The following is a 25,709-nucleotide window of genomic DNA, read 5'->3' as shown; positions in this document are numbered from 1 at the left end:
GTAAATCATTCCCCCTGGGCCTTGAGCGCGGCTTCAACCTCCTCCGGCACCTTGACGAAAATCGTGTATTTGCCGCCCTCCATGGCTTCGAACGCAATCAGCTTTTCCACCAACAGCGCGCTGAGCACCTTGCCGGCGTTGAGCAGCAGCATGCCGTTATCGGCGTTCAGATTGCGCGCCAGGATCATTCCCGCCGCCAGATCCCGGGTGGACAGCACCTTGACCGACGGATCGGCCAGCGTCACATCGCTGAGGAATGCCGCGCACACCTGAATGAAATCTTCGACCAGATCGGGATCGTACAAGCGCCCGGCGTACTGGCGCAGGTACAGCAGCGCTTCGTCGCTGTTCATCTGCCGCTCAAGGATCAGACCGCGCTGCAACTCGACGAAATCCACCGCCAGTTTCAGCAGGCGTGAACCGAACGGAATGCCCTCGCCCTTGAGCCGGTCGGGAAAGCCGCTGCCGTCCCAACGCTCCTGATGATGCAGGATCAGACGCGCCGCATCCTTCATCGGGTCGAGGGTCATGAGCAACGATTCGCTCTGCTTCGGATAACTGCGATAGCGCTCGCGTTCGGTATGGCGCAGCAGATCCGAGGGCGTGGTCATCATCGCGTCGGTCCAACTCAGCTTACCGACGTTGTACAGCGCCGCAGCCATGGTCAGGTCGCGGCTGGTGGCCTCGTCCAGCCCGTGCTGTTTGCAGTAGCTGCGCACCAGTTCAATGATCTGCCGATTGGTCTGCTTGGCAGGGGGCAGGCGCAGATTGGCCAGCAGCGAGAACACTTCAGTGCCGGTGACGTAGCTGTGCTTGAGCTCTTCGTAGGCCAGATCGAGCATGTCGGCGGTCTGCTGCAGTTCGGCGGTGCGCGCCGCGACATGCTTTTCCAGGGTGCTGTTGAGCAGTTTCAACTGGTCGTTCTGCACCTGGTTCAAGCGCTCCAGGCGCTGGCGCTCCTGCTCGGAATGCTGGTGTTCGAGGGACTGGCGCAGAATCAGCAGCAGCTCCTCGTCATTCCACGGCTTGCTGATGTAACGGTGAATCTGCCCGTCATTGATGGCTTTGATGATCGCCGCCGGATCGGCGTAGCCGGTGAGCATGATCCGCGCAGTCGCCGGATAACGCTCACGGACATGCGCCAGTAACGAAGCTCCATCCATGCCCGGCATGCGCGCATCGCTCATCACCAGGTTGACCGGCTGCTGCGCGAGGATCTCCAGCGCCTGGGCGCCGCTGGTGGCCAACAGCACATCGTAAGGTTGGCCGCGTAACAGGCGACGCAGGCTGTTGAGGATCGACTCCTCGTCATCGACCAGCAGTACTGTGGGTCGATGCGCCGGCATCGGCGCGGATAGCTCTTCCATGGCATGGCCTCAAGCAAACAGGGAAATTACGACGCACCGACCAACACTTCACCGGTCCGCGCCTGAGTCCAAGGCTAGATGATTTTGGCCGGCATTCACGCCGATCTTTGTCCGGGGCCGAAAGCGTAGTACCGAGGAGCCGACTATGCTGAAGACAGCGCAAGACTCCATCGGCTGATACAAGCAGGCAAATGGCGAGGGAAAGGGATGCCCCGGATGATCACAGCAGGCCTGCCCACGGGCGGCGCGGCATGACAGCAGCAACCGTGCACATCAACCGTCGGGTGCTGATCGTTGACGACAGCCCGGCGATCCATGGCGATTTCGCCAAGATTCTCAGCCCGGTCATCCCCGGCGACGAGGGGCTGGGCGCAACCGAGAGCCTGTTGTTCGGCACACCATCCGCACAGCAATCCCAACATTTCGAACTGGATTCGGCCTTTCAGGGCCGCGAAGCCCTGGAAAAGCTTGAGGCCGCGCTGAGGGAAAACCGCCCCTACGCCATGGCGTTCATCGACATGCGCATGCCACCGGGCTGGGATGGTGTGGAGACCATCGAACGGCTGTGGCAAGCCGACCCCAAGTTGCAAGTTGCCTTGTGCACGGCCTATTCCGATTATTCCTGGGAAGACATCGACCGGCGTCTGGCGCTGAACGATCGGTTGCTGATCCTGAAAAAGCCATTCGACGCGATCGAGATCCGCCAGATGGCCAGCGCCCTCACGGTCAAATGGCAGATGACCGAAGACGCCGAACTGAAGATGAGCCTGCTGGAACAAGCGGTGCAGGAACGCACCCGCGAGCTGTCGGACGCCAATGTGATCGTGCAGAACAGCCCGACCATTCTTTACCGTTTGCGCGGCGAACCCTCGTTTGCGCTGATGTACATCTCCCACAACATCACCCGTTACGGCCACGTCGCCGCCGACCTGGTGGGGTCGCCCGACTGGGCACAGGCATTGATTCATCCGGACGATCAGGCGAACGTCGATGCCGCCATGGCCCGGGTGCTGGATCGGCATGCGTCGGGCGCGTCCATCGAGTTCCGCATGCGCACCGGCCAGGGCACCTGGCGCTGGGTGGAGAACCGCTACATCCCGGTGCGCGATCAGGAAGGTCGCCTGCTGGAAGTCGAAGGCATCATCCTCGACATCACCGAACGCCGCCTGGCCGAGGACAAACTGGCCTTGCTGGCGCGCTCCGATGGCCTGACGGGGCTGGCCAATCGCGCCACGTTGATCGAACGTCTGCATCAGGCATTCGCCGCCGCGCGACGCGGCGCCATGCCGTTCGCAGTGTTCTACCTGGACCTCGACCACTTCAAGCGGATCAATGACACCCTGGGCCACCCGGTGGGCGATCTGCTGCTGCAGGAAGTCGCCCGGCGCATCAAGTGCGGTGTCCGCGAAAGCGACGTAGTGGCGCGCCTGGGCGGCGACGAATTCGCGATCCTGCAACTGGACGTCAGTGATCCGACCCAGTCCGCCGCGATGGCCGCCAATATCCGCGACACGCTGCTGGCGCCCTACCACCTGGCCGGCAATGCCCTGCACATTTCAGTCAGCATCGGCATCAGCAGTTACAGCAAACTCAGCCTCGATGCCGACACGCTGCTCGGACAGGCCGACATGGCGCTGTACCGCGCCAAGGAAATGGGGCGCAACCAGTACCACTTCCATTCCGAGGACATCTCCCGGGAAGTGGCCGAACGCATGACCCTCGTCGGCGAATTGATGACGGCCCTGGAGGGCAATGAGCTGATGCTGCGCTATGCGCCGGAAGTCGATCTGCACAGCGGCAGGATTCTCGGCATGGAGGCACAAGTCCTCTGGCAGCATCCCCGGCGTGGTCTGCTGCCGGCCGCCGACTTCGTGCCGATCGCGGAGAAAACCGGCGCAATCATTCCACTCGGGCGCTGGGTGCTGGATCACGCCTGTCACCAGATGCATCTGTGGCGTAACGACGGCGTCGCGCCACCGGTGATGGCGATCAAACTCTCGCTGGCCCAACTCAAGAGCGGCCCCGAGCTGATCTACAACGTGCTGCGCACCACCGCGCGCTGGGAACTCGCCCCATGGGATCTGCGCTTCGATGTCACCGAGGCCACGCTGGCCCAGACCAAGTGGACGCACAACGACGCGCTGCCACGCCTGCGTGAACTGGGCGTGAGCATCGCCATCGATGATTTCGGCACCGAATACTCCTCGTTCGACTACCTGAAAACCTACCGGGTCAATCACCTCAAACTGGCGCAGAGTTTCGTCGACAGCGCCGCCCACGATGTCGCCAGTGCCAACGCCCTGCGCGCGATCGTCAACTTCGCCCGGGATCTGGACATCGGCATCATTGCTGAAGGCCAGCCGTCGCCGGATCAACCTTGCACGCCCCCCGCTGCAACCCCGCTGCCCAGCACCCGGGGCATGTATTTCAGCGCAGCGGTCAGCGCCGAACAGGCCGGGCATTTGCTCAAGGACAGTGCCCGTCTGGCGCCGAAGGAGGACGAGGCATGAAAACGCCTTTTCCCCAGACCAACCGGCGCATCCTGATCATCGACGACACGCCGGCGATCCACGATGACTTTCGCAAGATCCTTGCCCCACAGGTTCCAGACGCCGCCGATTTGCAGCAACTGGAGCAAACGTTGTTCGGCACTCAGCAGACGCCGCACCTGAGCTTTCAGCTCGACTCCGCCTATCAGGGCCAGGAAGCGCTGGCGCTGGTCAACCGCGCACTGGCCAGTGGCACCCCCTACGCCCTCGCCTTTATCGACATGCGCATGCCGCCCGGCTGGGATGGCCTGGAAACCATCGAGCAACTATGGCGGGTCGACCCGAACCTGCAAATCGCCTTGTGCACCGCCTACAGCGACTACAGCTGGGAAGCGATGGCCGAACGACTGGAGTTCGGCGATCAGTTACTGATCCTGAAAAAGCCGTTCGACAGTCTGGAAATCCGCCAGATGGCCAACGCCCTGACGTGGAAATGGCAACTGGCGCAGGACGCGGCGCTGAAGATGCTCAGCCTTGAGCGAACCATCGAGGCGCGGGTGCACGAACTGCTCAAGGTTTCGCACCTGCTGCAATACGACAGCCTCACGGAGCTGCCCAACAGCACGCTGCTCGGTGATCGCCTGAGTCAGGCCATGGCGGTGTGCCGACGGCATGACAAACAATTGGTGGTGATGTTTCTCGGCCTGGACCGCTTCAAGCGCATCAACAATGCGCTGGGCCATCCGGCGGGTGACGAGATGCTCAAACGGGTCGCCCGGCAACTGTTGTCCTGCGTGCGTGATTCCGACTCGGTGTTTCGCTACGGTTCCGACGAGTTCGTGGTGATCCTCGGCGACATCAACCACCCTCAGCAAACCCACGGCATCGCGGAAAAACTTCTCGCTGCCATTCGCCTGCCGCAGGCGATTGCCGGGCACGATGTCAGCGTCACCGCCAGCGTCGGCATCAGCGTCTACCCCGAAGACGGCCTTGAAGCCACCGAGCTGATCAAGAAGGCCGAGACTGCGATGCGCAACGTCAAGGATCAGGGCCCCGACAACATCGGCTTTTTTATCGAAGCCATGAACCAGCACGCCCGGGAACAGCACAGCATCGAGTCGGGTATTCGCCGCGCCCTGCAGGAACATGAATTCGTCCTGCACTACCAGCCGAAAATCGACTTGCGCAGTGCCAAAGTGGTGGGTGCCGAAGCACTGCTGCGCTGGCAGAAACCGGGGCATGGCTGGGTCTATCCGTCGGACTTCATCCCGGTGGCCGAGGACAGCGGCCTGATCGTACCGCTGAGCAAATGGGTGCTGGCGGAGGCCTGTCGCCAGACCCGCGCCTGGCAACTGGCCGGACTGCCGCCGATCCGCATGTCGGTCAATACTTCACCCATCGATTTTCGCCAGCGTGACTTCGTCGCCGGCATCGAACGCGTACTGGAACAGACAGGTCTGGCGCCCGAGTGGCTGGAACTGGAAATCACCGAAGGCGTGCTGATGCAAAACGTCGAGGCGACGATGACTGCGCTCAATCGCCTGAAAACGCTGGGCACACGTCTGGCTATTGATGATTTCGGCACCGGCTATTCCAGCCTGAGCTACCTGCGGCGGTTTCCCATCGATGTGCTGAAGATCGACCAGTCGTTCATTCGCAACCTGTGCAACGACCGCAACGATGCCGCGCTGGTCAGCGCGATCATCAACCTGGGCAAAAGCCTGGAGCTGGATGTCATCGCCGAAGGCATCGAAACCGCCGAGCAACTGGCCTTTCTCAAGGCTCATCATTGCGAAGAGGGCCAGGGCTACTTTTTCAGCCAAGCCATGCCAGCAGACACGTTTGCGCGGTTGCTCGCCGGCACGGATCCCGCGCCGTGGACGATTGAATAATCACTGTGCAACCGGCCTGGAGTCAGGGAGACAATTGCTGATGAAGCTTTTCCACCACGCCATAGCGTTGCTGCTGTGCGGACTCTGTGCCGGGGCCAGTGCCGAGCCGCTGAACGAGCCACTCAAACCGTTGCCCGCGATACCGCAGCAGGATGCCCGGCGCGTGGAACTCGGTCGACGCTTGTTCCACGAGCCACGGCTATCGATCAACAACACGCTGTCCTGCGCCAGCTGCCACCAACTGGACAAGAACGGCGCCGACAGCCGCGCCTTGTCACTGGGTTTCGATGGCAAACCGGTCGCCGTCAACACACCGACCGTGTTCAACGCAGCCCTCAACTTCCGCCAGTTCTGGGATGGCCGCGTTAAAACGCTCGAGGAGCAAAGCAACGTCGTCGTCACCAGCCCCCATGAAATGGGCAGCGACTGGCGCACCGTGATCGAACGCATCGGCAACGACCCCGACTACCGTCGCGATTTCGCCGCCAGCTACCCGGACGGCGTGACCCAGGCCAATGTCCAGCAGGCGCTGGCCAGTTTTGAACGCACCCTGCTGACGCCCGATTCGCGCTTCGATCAATACCTGCAGGGCAATACCGACATCCTTACCCTGGATGAAAAGTACGGTTACCAGCGCTTCAAGGAGCACGGCTGCATTGCCTGCCATCAGGGGGTGAACATCGGCGGCAACATGTTCCAGAAATTCGGCGTGTTCGGCGATTACATCGCCGATCGCGGCAACCCGACCCTGGCCGATCAGGGCCGCTTCAACGTGACCGGCGATGAAGCGGACCGCGCAGTGTTCAAGGTGCCGAGCCTGCGCAATGTCGCGATCACCGCGCCGTACTTTCACGACGGCTCGGCACCCACCCTCGAGCGGGCGGTGGATGTGATGTTCCAGTACCAGTTGGGGCGCATGCCGAGTGAAGAGGACAAGCGGCTGATCATGCTGTTTCTCGCGACCCTGACCGGCCAACGGGAGGACCAGCCATGATCAACATTTCGCGGCGACGCAGCCTGTTATTGCTGACCCTGGTCGCCCTGGCGCTGGCCTCGATCCTGCTGTTTCTGTACTTGAAATCCAGCTCTGACCAGACCATGACGTACACCGAATCCCGGGATCTGATCCGGCAGATCAAACAGCAGAACTCACTGTGGGAAAACGAGATCCTCAAGGCCCGGGTGGCGCTGACTCACAACTACGATCCGCTGGTGTCACCGATGGACGAGATGAACCGGCTCTGGGCGCGCTTCGACATGATCGAGTCAGGGCATGGGCGCAACGACTCGGCGCAATGGAACGCCGCTCACGAAAGCTTCCTGCAGGCGATGCAGGAAAAGACCCGTCTGGTCGAACAGTTCAAATCGCACAACGCGCTGTTGCGTAATTCCCTGGCTTTTTTGCCCACCGCTGAAGACGACATCCAGCAGCAACTGTCCAGCCTGTCGGACTTCGATAAATTGCAATTGCAAAACATCATCACCGACACCTACGACTTGTTGCTCAGCGCCCTCGAATTCGCCCAGGTCACCTCTGACGACCGGGCCGCCGACATCGAGGTCGGCCTGAACAAGCTGAAGGTCAACGCACAACGCCTGCCGCTCGCGTTTCAGACCCCGATCAAAATCCTGAGCAGCCATATCTCACTGATTGCTCGCGAGCAGCCACGGGTCAACCAGTTGCTCGAAAGCATCGAAGGCATTCCCGTGGCCGACAGCCTCGACAACATCACCACCATGCTCGATCACGACCAGCAGCGCGCCGATCAGGTCGACCGCCAATACCACTTCTACCTGCTGTTGTTTTCGGTGCTGTTGATGTTGTCGCTGGTGTGGCTGGCCATCCGCTTGATCGGCAGCTTCGCCGAGATCAATCGGGTCAATAACGCTCTGCAAACAGCCAACGATGCACTGGAACAGCGGGTCGAAGAACGCACCCGGGAACTGCGCAACGCCCAGAGCGAGCTGCTCGACGCGGCACGTCAGGCCGGCATGGCGGAGATCGCCACCAATGTGCTGCACAACGTCGGCAACGTGCTCAACAGCGTGAACATCTCCAGCGATCTGATTACCCGCAAACTGCGCAACAGCAAGGCCCAAGGCCTGGGCAAGGCCATGCAACTGATCAACGAACACCCGGATGACCTCGGTACGTTCCTCAGCGAAGACGCCAAAGGCAAATTGCTCCCCGGTTACCTCAACCAACTGGTGGTCGCCATTACCCAGGAACAGCAGGAAATGCTCGATGAGTTGAACCAGATGAACAAAAGCGTCGACCACATCAAGGACATCGTCGCCACCCAGCAATCCTATGCCGGCGCCAACAGCATGACCGAACCGCTGTTCATCAACGAATTGCTCGAAGACGCGTTGCGCATGAACGCCGGCGCCCTGACCCGGCACCACGTCACGGTGGTCCGGGAGTACGCCGACGTGCCGCAGGTGATGGGCGACAAACACCGTTTGCTGCTGATCCTGATCAACCTCATCAGCAACGCCAAATACGCCATGTCCGACCTCAGCAACCGCCCCCGCACCATGACCCTGACGGTCAGGATTGTCGATGACAACTTCCTTGAAATCAGCGTCAAGGATGACGGCGAAGGCATCGCGCCGGAAAACATGACGCGCATCTTTGCCCACGGTTTCACCACCCGCAAGGAAGGTCACGGCTTCGGCCTGCACAGCTGCGCCCTGGCCGCCATCGAGATGAACGGCCACCTGACTGCGCACAGCGACGGCCCCGGCCTGGGTGCGTTGTTCACCTTGCAGATCCCCCTGATCAGCGTCACGGAGAACGCATGAGCGAGCTGTCGAACCGCCGCATTCTGCTGATCGACGACATGCCGTCGATCCATGAAGACTTTCGCAAGATTCTTGCGCCGCCGGCAGCGCAGTCCGTGGAACTGGACGAGATGGAAGCCGCTCTGTTTGGCGCTCAGGTGCGCGTCGAACGTCCGCCGTTCGAGCTGGACTCCGCCTACGGCGGCGAGGAGGGTCTGGGCAAGCTGATCCAGGCCTTGGCGGAACAACGCCCCTACGCGCTGGCCTTCGTCGACATGCGCATGCCCGACGGCTGGGATGGCGCGAAAACCATCGAGCATCTGTGGCAACAGGACCCGCAGTTGCAAGTGGTGGTCTGCACCGCCTACTCGGATTATTCCTGGGATGAACTGCTGGAGCGTCTGCAGGCGCATGACCGCTTGCTGATTCTGAAGAAACCGTTCGACAACATCGAAGTGCAGCAGATGGCCAACACCCTGCTGACCAAATGGCAGATGACCGAACGCGCGTCATTGCAAATGCACCACCTGGAACATCTGGTCGATCAACGCACCGCCCAGTTCAAGCAGGCCAGCGAAGCACTGCAGCGGGAAATCGATGAGCGCAAGCAACTGGAAAGTCAGTTGGTGCAGTCGGAAAAACTCGCCTCACTGGGGCAAATGGCGGCGGGCGTGGCCCATGAAATCAATAACCCGATCGGCTTCATCTCCTCCAACCTCGGCACCCTCGACGGCTACTTCAAACAATTGCTCAGCGTACTCGATGCCTGGCAGACGCTTGGGCCAACGCCAGATCCGCAATCCGTGGCGCGGCTGGAGCAATTGCGCAAAGACGCCGATCTGGCGTTTCTGCTCGAAGACATCCCGGTGCTGATCCGCGAATCCAAGGAAGGCATTGGCCGCGTCGGCCAGATCGTCAAGGACCTGAAGGATTTCTCCCGGGTCGATACCCAGCAGCAATGGCAGTGGGCCAATCTGCAACAAGGCATCGAGTCGACGCTGAACATCGTCGCCAGTGAACTCAAGTACAAGGCCGACCTGATCAAGGAGTACCAGCCCCTGCCGGACATCGAGTGCCTGCCGTCGCAAATCAATCAGGTGATCATGAACCTGGTGGTCAATGCGGCGCAGGCCATGGGCCCCGAACGCGGCACCATCACTTTGCGCACCGGGCAGCTACAAGACACGGCGTGGGTGGAAGTCGCCGACACCGGCGCGGGGATTGCGCCGGACATCCTGCAGAAGATCTTCGATCCGTTTTTCACCACCAAACCGGTCGGCCAGGGCACCGGGCTTGGCCTGTCCCTGTCCTACGGCATTGTGAAAAAGCACGGTGGCGACATTTCGGTACGCAGCGAGCCGGGGGTGGGCACGACCTTTCGCGTCGAGTTGCCGATGCGCCAGAACCGGCCCGCTGCCTGAAGGCGCTTCAGGTGGTTTCCTGAAAGTCCATTTCCGGCGGCTGGCGGCGGAAACCCCCGGTGAGTAGCGCCAGGTACACCACGCCGATCGCCAGCCAGCTCAAGCCCAGATACACCGCCAGGTGATCGAGGCTGACCATCAGCCACAAGTCCGCCACCAGCCCGATAAACGGGAAAACCAGAAACAGCAGCAGCTCTCGCGGGCCTTTTTTCTCGCCGCCGATCCAGTAATGAAAGATCACCGACAGGTTGACCAGGCTGAAGGCCAGGAATGCGCCGAAGTTGATGAACGAAGTCGAGGTGGTCACGTCGAGTTTCAGCGCCAGCAACGCCACCACGGCGCACAGCAGGATGCTGTTGACCGGTGTGCCGAAGCGCGTGTGCAAGGTGCCGAAGAACGACTTCGGCAACACGCCGTCGCGGCCCATGGCGAACAGCAGACGCGAGCCGCTGGCCTGAGCCGACAGCCCCGAGGCGAACTGGCCGACAATCAGACCGATGAGGAAGATCGAGACGAACAGATCGCCGCCGATATTGCGGGCGATTTCATAGGCGGCGGAGTCGACGCTGTCGAACTGGAACGACGGGTGGGCGATTTGCACAAAGTATGAAACGCCGACGAAGATCAGTCCGCCGATCAGGGTGATCAGCATGATCGCTCGCGGAATGGTACGGCGTGGATCGCGGGTTTCCTCGGTCAGCGTGCTGACCGCATCGAAGCCGAGGAACGAGTAGCAGGCAATCGCCGCGCCGCTCATGATCAACGGCATCTGCATGTCGCCGTTGAAGAACGGCTTGATCGACCACAACGGCCTGCTCGCATCGCCACCGATGTAGTGCACGCACAGCGCGACGAAGGCGATCAGCACCAGAAACTGCACCAACATCAACAAGGCGTTGATACCGTTGGCCAGTTTCAGACCAATGATGTTGATCGCGCTGGTGATGCCGATAAACGCCAGCACCCAGATCCATTGCGGGATCGCCGGGAATGCCGAGGCCAGATAAGCCGCGCCGATCAGCCAGATCGCCATCGGCAGAAACAGGTAATCGAGCAACACCGCCCAACCGGCGATAAAGCCGAGTTTCGGGCTGATTGCCTTGCGCACGTAGCTATAGGCGGAACCGGCGACGGGGAACGCGGCGGCCATGCGCCCGTAACTCATGGCGGTGAAGAACATCGCCACCAGCGCCGCCAGGTATGCGGCGGGCACCATGCCCGCGGTGGACTGGGCGAGGATGCCGAAGGTGCCGAGAACAATGATCGGCGTCATGTAGGCGATGCCGAACAGCACCACCGACCCTAATGAAAGGGTGCGTTGCAAACGAGCCATGGGCGACTTACTCCGAATGTTATTGGATTTATGGCAGAGCCGGATTCGGCGAATGTTTCGGGTGTGGCTTTGTTGTTCTGGTGTTGTTTGAGTTTTTTGTTCGGCTTGAAATCTTTTCCCCCTCACCCCAGCCCTCTCCCCCAGGGGGTAGAGGGGGAAGGGAGCGGATCTCCATGGGTTTCAAACCCTGCGTTCGACTCGAATTCGCAGTTTCAAACCTTGCGTCCAATTCGAATTCGCAGCTTCAAATCCTGAGTTCGACTCGGTATTTCAGGTCGGCGTACCTCGAACAATCAACCCGGTCAGTTCCCTCTCCCTCCGGGAGAGGGCTAGGGTGAGGGCAGCGGTCAACGGCGTGGAATCAACAACTCACGAACACCATCGCCGTGCTCCAGCACCTCCCCCGGCAACTTCAAACGCTGATCATCCAGATAGCGGTAATCCTTGCGCGCAATCGCCAGTTGAGCGAAATCCAGCTCGACGTTGAACGTCCCCTCCTCTCGCCCCGCTTCGAACAGCAACGTCCCCAGCGGATCGACCAGCGCACTGCCACCGGCAAACACCAGACCGTCATCCCCGGCCTCGACGCGATTGACCATCAACGCAAAGGACTGATTCTCCTGCGCCCGCGCCATGATGGCGGTGCGGTGCGTCGGCGCGTATGGGTCCATGTTGCCGTTGGTCACGATCAACAGTTCGGCACCCAGTTGTGCCAAGGCACGGGCCGACTCTGGAAACTCGATGTCGTAGCAAATCAACAGGCCGACACGCACACCGTTCCACTCGCACGTGGCGTAGCGGTCGCCTGCCTCGAACACACCGCGATCCGACGCCCACAAATGCGTCTTGCGATATTTCAGGGCGATGCCTTCAGGGGTGATCAACAGCGTGGTGTTGTAGAAGCGACCGTTGTCGTTTTCGGCCATGCCGATCACCACGGCAATGTTGCGTTCGCGCGCGGCGGCCAGCACGGCGCTGACAGTCGGGCCGTCCAGCGGTTCGGCGGTTTGCGCGACAGTCTCGGCCGTCGGAAAGCCCATCAGGTGGGTTTCCGGAAACACGATCAATTGCGTGTCGGCCGCGCACGCGGCAATCGCTGCCAGTGCGCGTTCGAGGTTGTAGGCCGTGGCATTGTCACGGCCCGCCAATTGCGCGAGTTCGACTTTCATGGGAATTCCTTGTGATGAGCGCCGGGCGCTGAAAGATTGCCCGGTGGCTGTCTGTGGGCCAGTATGCGCAGCAAGCAGCCGGCCAGGGAATTACGCGGCCGGGGTAACCCGATAGGGGTAGATCGATGACACTTGCGTTTGACGACATCACCTGGCACCGCGCCGTCGGGCAACTGATCGAGGCGCTGGACAAGCCGAATTTCTGGGCGCAACTGGTGCGGTTGCTCGACCAGTACGTGCCGTTCGATAGCTGGGTGGCGCTGCTGTTCAGCGCCGATCAACACCCGCAAGTGTTCGCCGAATGTCCGGGCGAGGACGGCAATCCTGACCCGTTGTTTCAGGACTACTTGCGCGGCCTGTACCTGCTCGACCCGTTCTACATCGCCTGCCGCGAGCAAACCCGCACCGGTCTGTATCGCCTGTCGGAGGTCGCGCCGGAGCATTTCGAACTGACCGAGTATTACCAGCGATACTTTCGTCTGAATGTCGTGGCCGACGAAATCCAGTTCAATTGTCAGCTCGAAGGCGAGCGCACGTTGTGTCTGTCACTGGGCAGTGAAAAACGTTTCACTGGCGAACATATCGCCTTGCTGTCATTGATCCAGCCATGGGTGCTGGGTTTGTTGCGCCAGCGCCTGCCTTATGAAATCAACGAGACCGTGGCCCTCGCTACCGCCCCCGCGCCGACCGACTGGCGGGTGCAACTGGAGGCGTCAGTGCAGCAACTCAAGGGCGCGCAGTTGACCGCCCGGGAACTGGATGTCGGGCGTTTGATGCTCAGCGGTTGCTCCAGTAAAGAAATCGCCCGTAAGCTGGAAATCTCCGTAGAAACCGTGAAAGTCCATAAGAAACACATGTACAGCAAGCTGGGAATCAAATCCCAGTCCGAGCTGTTTTCGATTTTTCTTCAGGCGCAAAACGCCTGATCGTTTGGTGAAGTTGCTTTTTGTGGGAGCGAGCCTGCTCGCGAATGCGTCGGATCAGACAATAATTTTTCTACTGACAGGTCGCTTTCGCGAGCAGGCTCGCTCCCACAGGGATTTTGTACATCCCTGAGCCTTTCGCCGAAATCTCTGAGTCCGAACCAAGGAAACCGTATGAGCCTGTCACTCCTGAGCCGCTACGCCTTCTTTGCCGTCTGCGTGATGTTCACCCTCGCCAGCCTGCCCTTCCTCGAACACGACTGGCTGTGGCCAATCACCGCCGTCACCGGTGTACTGAGCCTGCTCGGTCTGTTCGACCTGCTGCAAAGCCCGCACGCGGTGCGCCGCAATTACCCGATCCTCGGCAACATCCGTTACCTGGTCGAAGGCATCCGCCCGGAAATACGCCAGTACCTGCTGGAGTCCGACAGCGATGCCCTGCCCTTCTCCCGCGCGCAACGTTCGCTGGTCTATTCGCGAGCGAAAAACGAAACCGCCGACAAACCGTTCGGCACGCTGATCGATGTCTATCAATCCGGGTTCGAATTCATCGGTCACTCGATGCGCCCGGCACCGCTGAGCGACCCAAGCAGTTTCCGCGTCACCGTCGGCGGTCCGCAGTGCAGCCAGCCGTACTCGGCCTCGGTGTTCAACATCTCGGCGATGAGCTTCGGCTCGCTCAGTGCCAACGCCATTCGCGCGTTGAATCAAGGCGCGAAACTCGGCAACTTCGCCCACGACACCGGTGAAGGCAGCATCAGCCCGTATCACCGCGAACACGGCGGCGACCTGACCTGGGAGCTGGGCAGTGGCTACTTCGGCTGCCGCACCAGCGACGGCCGTTTCGACCCGGAACGCTTCGCCACCCAGGCGCAGAACCCGCAAGTGCGGATGATCGAAATCAAGATGAGCCAAGGTGCGAAACCGGGTCACGGCGGCATCCTGCCCAAGCACAAAGTCACCAAGGAAATTGCCGAAACACGCGGCATCCTGATGGGCGAAGATTGCGTGTCGCCGTCACGCCACAGCGCGTTCTCCACGCCGATCGAACTGATGCAGTTCATCCAGCAACTGCGTGAACTGTCCGGCGGCAAACCGGTGGGCTTCAAGTTCTGCCTCGGCCACCCGTGGGAGTTCATGGGCATCGCCAAAGCCATGCTGGAAACCGGCATCCTGCCGGACTTCATCGTCGTCGACGGCAAGGAAGGTGGCACCGGCGCCGCGCCGGTCGAGTTCACCGACCACATCGGCGTGCCGATGCGCGAAGGCCTGCTGTTTGTCCACAACACCCTGGTCGGCCTGAACCTGCGCGACAAGATCAAACTCGGCGCCAGCGGCAAGATCGTCAGCGCCTTCGACATCGCCAGCGTACTGGCCATCGGCGCCGACTGGGCCAACTCCGCGCGCGGCTTCATGTTTGCCATCGGCTGCATTCAATCGCAGAGCTGCCACACCAACAAATGCCCGACCGGCGTCGCCACCCAGGACGCCCTGCGCCAACGCGCGCTGGTGGTGCCGGACAAGGCGCAGCGCGTGTTCAACTTCCACCGCAATACCCTCAAGGCGCTGGCAGAAATGCTTGCCGCTGCCGGCCTTGAGCATCCGTCGCAACTGTCGGCCAAGCACCTGGTGCGGCGCATGTCGGCGACCGAGATCAAGTTGTTCTCGCAGTTGCACGTGTTCCTGAAACCGGGGGAATTGCTTACCGGGGAAGTGAACGGCGAGTTCTATTCGCGGATGTGGCAGATGGCGCGGGCGGACAGTTTTGAGCCGCAGGAAGTGGCGGCAGCGTAAATCCTTTCAGTGCCTGGCCAGTTGGCCTTACTCAAAAATGCAAAAGCCCCGATCTCTCGATCGGGGCTTTGTTGTTTTTACCGTTACAACTTACGAAGCCGAACGCACCGCACCTTGCGACACATTGCTCGGTTGCAGCTTGAACACGTAGAACAACACCGTCAGCAGCACCAGGAACGCCGGCCCCACATACAGCGCCACGCGGGTGTCCGGGAAGTACGCCATCAGGCCGACCACCAGCACCAGAAACGCCAGCGCAAAGTACGAGCTGACCGGGTACAGCCACATCTTGTACTTGAGGCCGGCACGTTCGCTGGCGCTCAGGCCTTTGCGGAATTTCAGTTGCGCCAGCAGGATCATTACCCAAGTCCAGATCGCGCCGAAGGTGGCAATCGAGGTCACCCAGACAAAGACTTTTTCCGGCACCAGATAGTTGAGCAGCACGCCCAGCAACAAGGCAGCAATCGACAACAGCAATGCACGACGCGGCACACCGTTGCTCGAGGTCTTGGCAAAACCGGCCGGTGCCTGGCCGTTCTGCGCCAGGCTGTAGAGCATGCGCCCGGTGCTGAAGATGCCACCGTTGCACGACGACAGCGCGGCGGTGATCACCACGAAGTTGATGATGCCGGCGGCGGTCTTGATGCCCAGACGCTCGAAGGTCATCACGAACGGGCTGCCTTGGGTGCCGATTTCGTTCCACGGGTAGATCGACAGAATCACGAACAGCGCACCGACATAGAACAGCAGAATGCGCCAGAACACCGAGCCGATCGCATCGGGAATGGTCTTCTGCGGGTTCTTCGCTTCACCGGCGGTCAGGCCGATCATCTCCACGCCGAGGTAGGCGAACATGACCATTTGCAGGGACATCAGCACGCCGGTCACGCCGTTGGGCATGAAGCCGCCATGCGCCCACAGATTGGAAATCCCCAGCGCCACGCCGTCATTGCCGAACCCGAAGGCGATGATGCCGACGCCGCCGATGACCATGGCAATGATGGTGACAATCTTGATCAAGGCGAACCAGAATTCGAATTCACCGAAGGCCTTCACCGCGATCAGGTTGACCGAGCCCATGCTGATCAACGCGGCCAGCGCCCAGATCCAGCGCGGCACATCGGGAAACCAGATGCCCATGTAAACGGCCACCGCGGTGATTTCCGCAACACAGGTCACCAGCCACAGAAACCAGTAGTTCCAGCCCGTGAGGAAGCCCGCCAATGGGCCGAGATAGTCTTGCGCGTAGCGGCTGAACGAGCCGGCGACCGGGTTATGCACGGCCATCTCACCGAGGGCGCGCATGATCACCAGGATCGCCAGGCCACCCAGAATGTAGGACAGCATGATCGCCGGGCCAGCCATTTCGATGGCCTTGGCGGAACCTAAAAACAGACCGACGCCGATACAGGCGCCGAGCGCCATCAGGCGAATATGCCGTTCGCCGAGTTCGCGTTTGAGCGGACCGCCCTGAGCGGTGTCGCCGTGAGGCAGGTGATTGCCAACTGGCATAGGGGTGCAACCTCGTCTTGTTATTGGATTTGACCACCGAGTATCGAAGCGTCGGCCGGTAAGCCTTGGCTACTGTGGAACCGCGCCTGCCTTGTGGGCAGACGCGTCTTGCAGGACCACCTGCAAGATCAGCGGGGCGTGCAGTATAAAAAGCCTTTGGCAGGCGTTTTCACTCTATAAACCACAACATTCAGCGACAACTCTCGGTTAAAGCGCGGTTTGCGGAGATGCTTTACCTGCTTAGCGTAGGATTATTCGCCGCTGAAAAAGCCGCCGAGTATTGCACAGCATTGGTGCATCGTCATGTGTCCGCTTGGCTACCTTCACTGCTGACCGGCCTCTATTGCGGCCGCTCAGATCTCCCTCGCCACAAAGTTTGCTCCAGGCTCATTTTCGCTCCGGCACCCGCCTTCCAGATTAATTCAGCAACTCCCCTCCCCCATCCCGCACATTTTTTTCACCACCGGCAACCACCGTCTAAGCTTCAGACAAGTCCGATCAATCTGCGTGAATGGATCAATCGACTATGGGCGCTTTGTGGCAAACCGATTCGAGTAAAGCCGTGGTTCCGACTGAACGAGTGGATGAAGCGCCTGTCCCTGAAAAACCCCGCCGCAACCGGCATGGGTGGAAGGCTTTCTGGTTGTTGCTGGTGATAATCGCGATCGTCGTGGGGCTGGCTGCGTCCAGGGAAATGCGCACTTCGCGCTTCCAGTCTCGCGAGCTCAGCCAGTACGCCGCGTCGCTGACGTACACCCTCGAACCCGGTCCCAGCGAAGCCATTCGCTATCCGGGCAATGGGCCGTTTGATCTGCGCCTGGGTTACAGCTCGCTGGATGAATTTCTGCCACGCCTGCTCAAACGCAATTACGTCATCACCGAGCAGGCGCGGTTTTCCCCGGCGCTGCTCAGCTACACCGACAAAGGCCTGTTCGTGCCGTATTCCGAGAAGATTCAGGCCGGGCTGTCGATCACCGATTGCCGGGCTGCGCCGCTGTACAAGTACAACTATCCGCAACAGCTCTACTCAAGTTTCGACGCCATCCCGCCCGTGGTGGTCAGCAGCCTGTTATTCATCGAAAACCGTTTTCTGCTTGACCCGAAACAGCCGCTGGCCAACCCGGCGGTGGACTGGCCGCGCTTCGGCATGGCCGCATGGTCGCAAGTGGCGAAGCTGCTGAACCTGCCGGGCCAGTCGGCGGGCGGCAGTACGCTGGCGACGCAATTGGAAAAGTACCGGCATTCCCCGGATGGCCTGACGGTGTCCGGTGCCGAGAAGCTGCGGCAGATGATGTCCGCCAGCGTACGCGCCTATCAGGCCGGCCCGCAAACCCTGGTGGCACGGCAGAACATCGTGCGTGACTACCTCAACAGCGTACCGCTCTCGGCGGTGCCGGGGCATGGCGAAGTGCATGGCATGGCTGAAGGCTTGCGCGTGTGGTACGGCAGCGACTTCAACCAGGCCAACGAACAACTGAACAACCCGGCCACCGATGCAAAAACCATGGCCGCCAAAGGCTTGGTCCTGCGTGAAATGCTCTCGCTGATGATCGCCCAGCGCCGTCCTTCGCATTACCTGACCAAGGGCCGCGACGAACTCGCCAACCTTACCGACAGCCACTTGCGCCTGCTCAAGCAGAACGCTGTGATCGACAGCGCCCTGGCCGATGCCGCGCTTGCCAGCAAGGTCACTTACCGCGACTGGCAGACCCAGCCGACCCTTCAACCCATCGAAACCAACAAGGGCATCAGCGTCGCCCGCAGTCGTCTGGCGAGCATGCTCAACAGGCCGCTGTACGACCTCGATCGCCTCGATCTCTCGGCTACAAGTACCCTGCAGGGCGACCTGCAAACCCAGGCCACCGCTTACCTGAAAAAACTCGCCGACCCGGCCTATGCCGCCGAAATCGGCCTGCTCGGTGAACGTTTGCTGACCCCGACCAGCACCACACAAGTGCGCTACAGCTTCACCCTCTTCGAACTGACCGCGGACGGATCCCGCGTACGGGTGCAGACCGACAGCACCGACCAGCCGTTCGACATCAACGAAGGCAGCAAACTCGAACTCGGCTCCACGGCGAAAATGCGCGTGCTCACCACTTACCTGCAAATCATCGCCGAACTGCACGACAAGTACGGCGCCATGAGCGTGCCGGAACTGAAGAAAGTCGAAGTTCCCGATCAGGACCGCTTGAGCCAGTGGGTCATCGATTACCTGATCCAGAACAAGGATCACGACCTGTCGACGCTGCTCGGTGCAGCCCTTGACCGCAAATACTCGGCGAGCCCCGGCGAAGCGTTTTTCACCGGCGGCGGACTGCACACGTTCCACAACTTTCGCAAGGAAGACAACGGCCGCCTGCCGACCCTGCGCGATGCCCTGCGCGAATCGATCAACCTGCCGTTCATTCGCCTGATGCGCGACGTGGTGCGCTACGTCACTTATTCGGGGCCCAACAGCAGTGCCGAACTGCTCAAGGATGATCGTGACCCGCGCCGACAGGAATACCTGGCGAATTTCGCCGACCGCGAAGGCACGGCGTTCCAGCTCAAGTTCTGGAAAAAATACAAAAACAAAGACACTCAGGCGCGCCTCGACACCTTCCTCGACAGCATGCGCCCGACGCCGATCCGCATGGCCGCCGTGCATCGCTACCTGCTGCCCGAGGCCAGCCAGGAAGACTTCAACACCTTCGTGCGCTCACACCTCAAAGGCGCCAGGCTCAGCGAAAAACTCACCGACGATCGCCTGATCCGCCTTTACGACGCCTACGGCCCCGGCAGTTTCGATTTGCCCGATCAAGGCTTCATCGCCAAGGTGCATCCGCTGGACTTGTGGATGATGGGTTACCTGTTGCATCACCCGGACGCGACCTTCAGCGAGATCGTCAAGGCCAGCCATTTCGAACGTCAGGAAGTCTACAGCTGGCTGTTCAAGAGCAAGCACAAGGGCGCCCGCGACAGTCGTATTCGCACCATGCTCGAGATCGAAGCGTTCCTCGAGATTCACCAGCGCTGGCAGAAAGTCGGCTACCCGTTCGATCATCTGGTGCCATCGCTGGCCACCGCCATTGGCAGCTCCGGTGACCGCCCGGCCGCACTGGCCGAGTTGATCGGCACCATTCTCAATGACGGCGTGCGCATGCCGACGCTGCGCATCGACAGCCTGCATTTCGCCGCCGGCACGCCCTATGAAACGCAACTGGTCAATGACCCGCATGTCGGCAAACGGGTGATGCCGTCCGAGGTCGCCACGGCCATGCGCGAGGCGCTGTCGCAAGTGGTCGACGCCGGTACGGCAAAACGTGTTTCCGGCAGTTTCAAACTGGCTGATGGCAGCCCACTGGCCATGGGTGGCAAAACGGGGACCGGTGACAACCGCATCGAAGCCATCGGTTCGGGCGGACGCATCCTCAGTTCGAAGTCGATCAACCGCACGGCGACGTTCGTTTTCTTCATCGGCGATCACCATTTCGGCACCCTCACCGCGTTCGTTCCGGGGCGCTCGGCGGAGAACTTCAAGTTCACCTCGGCCCTGCCAGTGCAGGTGCTCAAGGGCATGGCGCCGATTCTGACGCCGTATCTGCAACCGGGCAGTGACTCGCAATGCAAGCCGACACAGACCGCCAGCGTGGCGATGCTCGAGGCGCCGCGCCCTACAGCGAGGTAACAAATCGTGTCGGCTTTTTCTGCATCAGGGTGACGAATTTTCGCTTCGGCGGGTGGTATTTATATATTTTTCAGATTCGAATTTTCGTCGAATTGGCGCTGCGCAACACGGTTTGCCTCCCGATCTTTGAACTTTTGTTTTGCCCTGTCCTGAGTAGGCTGATCACTCCTCAACAATCAAGGATGATTGGCCATGTCTCTCTCTCCCCTGCCTGCGGAAACCGCGGACAAAGGACGGCACTACGAATTCATCAAGTCTGCCGTCAACGACACCTTCAAAACCGCCACCGTCAGCCGGGGCCTCGCGCTGGCAGCCTCGCCTCTGCAGATTGAAGCCTGGTACACCAACGCGCCTTCCGCGTATCTGAGCAAACTCGCTGTGGCCAACCTCAAGGCCTGGGGTTCGCAGAACCAGGTTGACCATCTGCTGGCGAAAACCGATCTCTACGCTTTCGCCGAGCCGCTGCTCAAGGCGAAAATCAAGGAGCGGCACGGCATCGAGCTGGACGTCAAAAACACCTTTCTACGCCTGTACCTGCCCAAGGACAAACCGTGGTACGCCATCGATGTTTCCACAGGCAGCGTGACCCGCACCGTCTCATTGCTGGATGCCGCCCTGCACAACTTCGCCAGCAGTGAAACGGTCGGCCATGGCTCGGACTACATCAGCAAACCCGATGAACGCGGTCTGTTCGATATCGTGCCGATCAAAAGCGCCATGCCGATCAGCCAGTTTCAGACGCTGTGCCGCGATCTGGATATCGGCGCGCAGTATAAAAAACTCCTGGAAAGTTACCTGCTGCCCGGCGAAGCGCTGGCCGAGAGCGTGCTGCAGTACAAAGTCAACGAAAGTCAGAAGGACGCCCTCGCCGTTGCGGCGAATCTGGCGCTGATCAATGACGACATCCAGTACGACGCCTACAAAATGCTCCTGAGCCTGGCCGAGGAGAAACCGCAACTGGTGCTCAATGGCCGTTCGATGCAGTGTTCCGATCTGACGCTGCTGGGCACCCGGCTGACCGGGATCCTGCTGCTGACGCACACGGTCTCGGACAACCGTGGCGTCCGACGCCTGATCGTCTACATCCCCCACGACCCGGATCATCCGCTCAAGGAATACGCCTCTCTGAAAGCTTTCCGGGATGAATTGGCGCGCCAGTTTCGCGAGGACCGGTTCAGCGAGACGACCCGACAGACCTACCGCCAGTTCTTCAGTCAGTTTGTCGACCATCAGCAGCGCGGGCACTTCTTTGCCGAGCTGGAACAACGGCTGTTCGTTGTCAGGTATCACCCGCGCCAGGATCCCACTGACCAGCAACCGGCGTGGCGCAAGGACCCGCTGAACAATCCCAACCTGCAGTTCGGTCGAGTGAAATTGCAGGGTGATTACTGGCGCCACGCCTATCAGCAAAAGCTCAACAAGATCCTCAACGACGCGCGGGAAATTGCCGTCTCCACCGCCGACACCGACAGCAAGGCGCGCTGGGCGTGGTGGGACAACTTCAAGAAAATCCTTTCGGACATTTTCAACGTGGCGCTGCTGATTGCCACGCCGTTCGTGCCGGGACTGGGCGAACTGATGATGGCCTACACCGCCTACCAACTGACCAGCGACGTCATCGAAGGCATCGTCGATCTGGCCGAAGGGCTTTGGCAGGAAGCCGCCGGGCATGTCATCAGCGTGGTCACCGACATCATTCAGTTGGCCGCTTTCACAGCAGGCGCGCAGATCGGCGAAGCGTTTCGTATCAAGCTGTCGCCACTGGTCGACGGCATGAAACCGGTCACGCTGCCCGACGGCAAAAACAGCTTGTGGCACCCGGACCTGAGCCCTTACCAACGCAATGAACTGATGCTTGCGCCCGGCGCCAAACCCGACTCCCATGGCCTGCATCGGTACGGCAACGAAAACGTCCTGCCACTGGAGGGCAAGCTGTACGTCGTCGAAAAAGTCTCGCCTGATACGACGTCCAATACCCACCGCATCAAACACCCGACCCGCGCCAACGCCTACCGACCGCAAATCGAACCCAACGGCCACGGTGCCTGGGTGCATGAAGTGGAAACGCCACAAGACTGGCCGAATGACGCGCTGATGCGGCGACTGGGCCACAGCGTCGAACGTTTTTCGCCCACGGAGCTGGAACAGATCCGCGTCGGCAGCGGCACCGATCACAACGCCCTGCGTCAGATGCATATCGACAACAGCCCGCCTCCGCCGCTGTTGGCCGATACGGTCAGGCGCTTCAGCGCCTACGACGATGTGCTCACAGCGACTGCCGACATTCGCGCTGGCCGCCCGATCGATCCACAGGCCGTCTGGCTGGAACCGCTGTTGACCGGATTGCCGGGCTGGCCTTACAGCAAAGCGCTGGAAGTGTTTGCCGATTCCAGCCTGAGCGGCTACTCGCGCAAGTACGGCAATCCACAGGCTGCACCGGCGGATACCTTGCGCATCAGCCTCAACGATCTGAATGCGGGCCAGTTGCCGGATCGCGTGGCGAACTTCCTCACCGATGAAGAATTCAACCACCTGCTGGGCCCGGACATTCCTCGGGACGAGCGCGTCGCGGCCTTGCGCAATCGGCTCGCCAATGCCGTCGATGAGCGCCGTGGCGACATCTCCCGTCATGTCTATCAAGCAGGGGAAAGATCAGATAAAGCCGACATCAGAATCGTCAAGCAGACCTTCCCCGACCTCCCGCTGCCGCTTGCCGAAAAACTCGTGGCCCAGGCCAGCCCCAACGAACTGAAAAGAATCGCCGATGAAAAACGCCTGCCGTTGCGCCTCAAGGTCCAGGCCCGTGAAATGGATTTCGAAGCCTGTGCCACCCGCGCCTACGAGGGCTTTTATCATGACGAGCTGATGACTGCAGACAGTGAACGCCTCGCCCTCAATACCCTCAGGCTCAACACCGATACCTTTGCCGATCTGCGTCTGGAAGTGCGCGACGGCACCTACGACGGGCCACTGCGCTGCAGTGTCGGCCCCGATGATGCAAGCGTCGTCAGGCGCCTGATCCGCGACGAACAGGGGCGCTATGAAGTGCTCGACGCAGGCAACCGTACGCTGCATGACGCGGATAATTTCTACGAGTCGATTCTGCAGGCCGTGCCTGCCGAAACATTGCCAGCCGTGGGTTACCGGCACGGTCAGGGACGCCCGTTGAAACGGTGGGTCATGGAACAGGCTGCCGCCCCAGCGCAGCGCCGAACCGCACTGGCGGAACCGCCGATCCGTCCAGTGGCGACGATCGAGACCGAAACGCTGGTGCGCGGTTGGCCGTGGTTCTGGGCTAGACCGACCCCGGAACAACGCGTCAGCACGCTCTACCCGAAAATGAACAAAAGAGAGGTGAACGCCTTCATTGAAGGCTTGCAGCGCAAGACCGACGGCAGTGCGGTCGATGCGATTGCAGAGCTGGAAAGCGAACGCAAGGAATTGCACAGTGCATTGCAGAAATGGCGGGACACCTATCCCGCCGCAATGGACGACTCCGGACATATGCCCTTGGGAGCGTCCAGGCAATACGCGCAAAACGGCGGCATGCACATCGAAGAACAACTGATCGAATGTTTCGAGCGTAAAAGCGAACCGTTCGGTGAGCGCAGCCTGGATCCCGATCAAGGCTATACGCTGGACCTGACCTCCGAACTCAGAACTTATGATCTCGAACGCTGGTGGAAAGATCTGCGCAAGCGACCCGACATCAAGGTGCACCTCGACAAGATCACCTCACTGCGCATCAACAGAACATCCCTCTCGACAGATCCCGAGGGATTGCTCGGCAGCTTCCCTCATCTGCGCCAATTGAGCGCCCGCCAGTGCAATCTCGAAGAGGTACCCTCCAGCATCGGCCAGATGCGTGAACTCGAAGATCTGGATCTGGCCGATAACCGCATCGGCTCGGCGCCTCAACTCAAGGAACTGGTGCGTCTGCGCACCCTCAACCTCAACGGCAACCCCTTGCACCTGCCTCCGGATGTCGGGCGGATGTACCGGCTGGAAGAGCTGAGCCTGGCTAACACCGACATCCAGACCTGGCCCGAGGGGCTGTTCAAGGTGGGCAGCAATAATCGGCAGCGACCGCGCAGTTTCATGCTCGATATGCGGCAGGCACCGATCAACACCTTGCCCGAGGTCACGCCGGGCACCGAACAGGCGTTCGTTCTCAGTCGCGCGCGTTTTGGTTTATCGGGACTCACCAATGAAGACCGCGTGCGTTTTGGCCAATACCGGGAGTCTTCAGGGTTTTCTTTTGAACAGCGTTATTCACAGGCAATCAAAACCGAGCTTCGCCATTGGCAAGTTTCTTCCGATGAGCCTGGCGGTTTCAGCCCCTCAGCGGCGTTCAGCAAATATCGCGAAGAAACCTGGCATGACCTGATGGCCGAGCCGGACTCCGCCGGTTTTTTCAGCGTGATTGCCAAGCAAAGAGAGAGCGCGGATTACCAGACCCATCACGGTCGCCGGCAGTTGACCCAGCGCGTCTGGGAAATGGTCGAAGCCGCCGCCCTCGATTCAAAACTGCGCGAAAAACTGTTCAGACAGATTGTGTCACCGGAGGACTGCGGCGATCTCGGTGCGCAATTGTTCAATTCACTGGGAATGAAAGTGCTGGTATCCAAAGCCTATACAGCGCCGACATCGGCCCAGGTTCTGGATAACACCCTCGTACGCCTGGCCCGCAGTGCTGCGCGGCTGGACTTTGTGAGCGACGAGGCTCGCGTGGAATACAGCAACCAGGCGCAACAGAACCTGATCGATCCGAGAAAGCCTGCACCGGATGAAGTAGAGATTCACTTGGCATTCGAAACCGGCCTGGCGCAAAGGCTGGAACTGCCCTGGCAATCGGAAGGCATGCGCTATCAACCTCGATCAGGAGTCACTGACGCGAAGATCGAACTGGCTCACAGAATGATCATGAATCGGGAACGGGGCGACGGGTTGATCAATAAAATGATCAATCTGCCTTCAGACAACTTCTGGGAGCTTCATCTGCGCAAGACCCACCCGACGCAGTACATGCGTAATGATCAACTCTTCGAGAACAAACCCGAATGGCTGGATGAATTGAGAGAGGTAAAAAAGCAATGGGCTGACCTCAAGGATCGGCGTCAGATCAAACCGCTGTCGGAAAAACTGGAAAGCCTGGCCAATAAACTCGGCCTTTCCGTGGAATATATTCTCGAAGACGAGCCCTTGGACCCAGAGCTATACAAGACTCTGCTGGAAGAAATGGGCTACCAGCGCAATGAACTGTCCCGCCAACTGACCCGGGAAGCGATGAGAATCGCCGACCTTTGACAGCCGGCGTGCCACCCGGCCGGCCCCTCAGGGGCTGGCCGGAATCAG

At 60.3% G+C, this 25,709-nt stretch carries 13 protein-coding genes; 9 read left to right on the top strand and 4 right to left on the bottom strand.

What is annotated here, in order from left to right; translation table 11 throughout:
- Positions 1–5: 5 nt before the first annotated feature.
- Positions 6–1,367, bottom strand: coding sequence for a response regulator c-di-GMP phosphodiesterase, NosR family (nosR, locus tag M9827_RS17235; RefSeq protein WP_250606320.1), 1,362 nt, complete (start codon positions 1,365–1,367; stop codon positions 6–8).
- Positions 1,368–1,618: 251 nt separating this feature from the next.
- Between nosR and M9827_RS17230 the strand changes: the two genes are divergently transcribed.
- From M9827_RS17230 to M9827_RS17210, 5 genes are read left to right on the top strand one after another with little or no spacing between them, the layout of a single operon-like run.
- The gene (locus M9827_RS17230; protein WP_250606319.1) at positions 1,619–3,877 is read left to right on the top strand and encodes a GGDEF/EAL domain-containing response regulator; all 2,259 of its coding nucleotides are present in this window, start codon (positions 1,619–1,621) and stop codon (positions 3,875–3,877) included.
- Positions 3,874–5,748: a putative bifunctional diguanylate cyclase/phosphodiesterase gene (locus M9827_RS17225; protein WP_250606318.1), complete on the top strand. Its 1,875-nt coding sequence runs from the start codon at positions 3,874–3,876 to the stop codon at positions 5,746–5,748. Before M9827_RS17230 ends, M9827_RS17225 begins: the two co-directional genes overlap by 4 nt.
- A gap of 40 nt (positions 5,749–5,788) precedes the next feature.
- Entirely contained in the window at positions 5,789–6,742 is a 954-nt protein-coding gene (locus M9827_RS17220) for a cytochrome-c peroxidase (protein ID WP_250606317.1), read from the top strand.
- Positions 6,739–8,553 (top strand): DAHL domain-containing sensor histidine kinase, encoded by a 1,815-nt coding sequence (locus M9827_RS17215; protein ID WP_250606316.1) that lies wholly within the window; start codon positions 6,739–6,741, stop codon positions 8,551–8,553. The genes M9827_RS17220 and M9827_RS17215 overlap by 4 nt, the downstream gene beginning before the upstream one ends.
- Positions 8,550–9,953, top strand: coding sequence for an ATP-binding protein (locus M9827_RS17210; RefSeq protein ID WP_250606315.1), 1,404 nt, complete (start codon positions 8,550–8,552; stop codon positions 9,951–9,953). The genes M9827_RS17215 and M9827_RS17210 overlap by 4 nt, the downstream gene beginning before the upstream one ends.
- Before the next feature lie 7 nt (positions 9,954–9,960).
- Here M9827_RS17210 and M9827_RS17205 read toward each other — a convergent pair whose 3' ends face one another.
- Together M9827_RS17205 and M9827_RS17200 are read right to left on the bottom strand one after the other, a co-directional pair.
- Entirely contained in the window at positions 9,961–11,286 is a 1,326-nt protein-coding gene (locus M9827_RS17205) for an APC family permease (RefSeq protein WP_250606314.1), read from the bottom strand.
- 347 nt (positions 11,287–11,633) lie between these two features.
- Complete coding sequence (locus tag M9827_RS17200; RefSeq protein WP_250606313.1) at positions 11,634–12,455, bottom strand: carbon-nitrogen hydrolase family protein; 822 nt, start codon at positions 12,453–12,455, stop codon at positions 11,634–11,636.
- 125 nt (positions 12,456–12,580) lie between these two features.
- On the opposite strand from M9827_RS17200, the gene M9827_RS17195 reads away from it, so the two are divergent.
- Both M9827_RS17195 and M9827_RS17190 read left to right on the top strand, forming a co-directional pair.
- Positions 12,581–13,381, top strand: a complete 801-nt coding sequence (locus tag M9827_RS17195; protein WP_250606312.1) for a helix-turn-helix transcriptional regulator — start codon at positions 12,581–12,583, stop codon at positions 13,379–13,381.
- A gap of 171 nt (positions 13,382–13,552) precedes the next feature.
- On the top strand, positions 13,553–15,172 hold the full coding sequence (locus M9827_RS17190) for an FMN-binding glutamate synthase family protein (protein WP_250606311.1): 1,620 nt from the start codon (positions 13,553–13,555) through the stop codon (positions 15,170–15,172).
- Positions 15,173–15,262: 90 nt separating this feature from the next.
- Here M9827_RS17190 and M9827_RS17185 read toward each other — a convergent pair whose 3' ends face one another.
- The gene (locus M9827_RS17185) at positions 15,263–16,684 is read right to left on the bottom strand and encodes an amino acid permease (RefSeq protein WP_250606310.1); all 1,422 of its coding nucleotides are present in this window, start codon (positions 16,682–16,684) and stop codon (positions 15,263–15,265) included.
- Positions 16,685–17,210: 526 nt separating this feature from the next.
- Here M9827_RS17185 and M9827_RS17180 point away from each other — a divergent pair.
- Positions 17,211–20,354 (top strand): transglycosylase domain-containing protein, encoded by a 3,144-nt coding sequence (locus M9827_RS17180; protein WP_250606309.1) that lies wholly within the window; start codon positions 17,211–17,213, stop codon positions 20,352–20,354.
- Positions 20,355–20,546: 192 nt separating this feature from the next.
- A complete protein-coding gene (locus M9827_RS17175; protein ID WP_250606308.1) occupies positions 20,547–25,661 on the top strand; it encodes a dermonecrotic toxin domain-containing protein in 5,115 nt (1,704 codons plus the stop codon).
- Positions 25,662–25,709: the final 48 nt, after the last annotated feature.

The organism is Pseudomonas sp. AKS31 (genome assembly GCF_023634765.1).
Lineage (GTDB): Bacteria > Pseudomonadota > Gammaproteobacteria > Pseudomonadales > Pseudomonadaceae > Aquipseudomonas.
The sequence above is the reverse complement of the archived record's forward strand: the minus strand, read 5'-3'. Positions and strand labels throughout refer to the sequence as shown.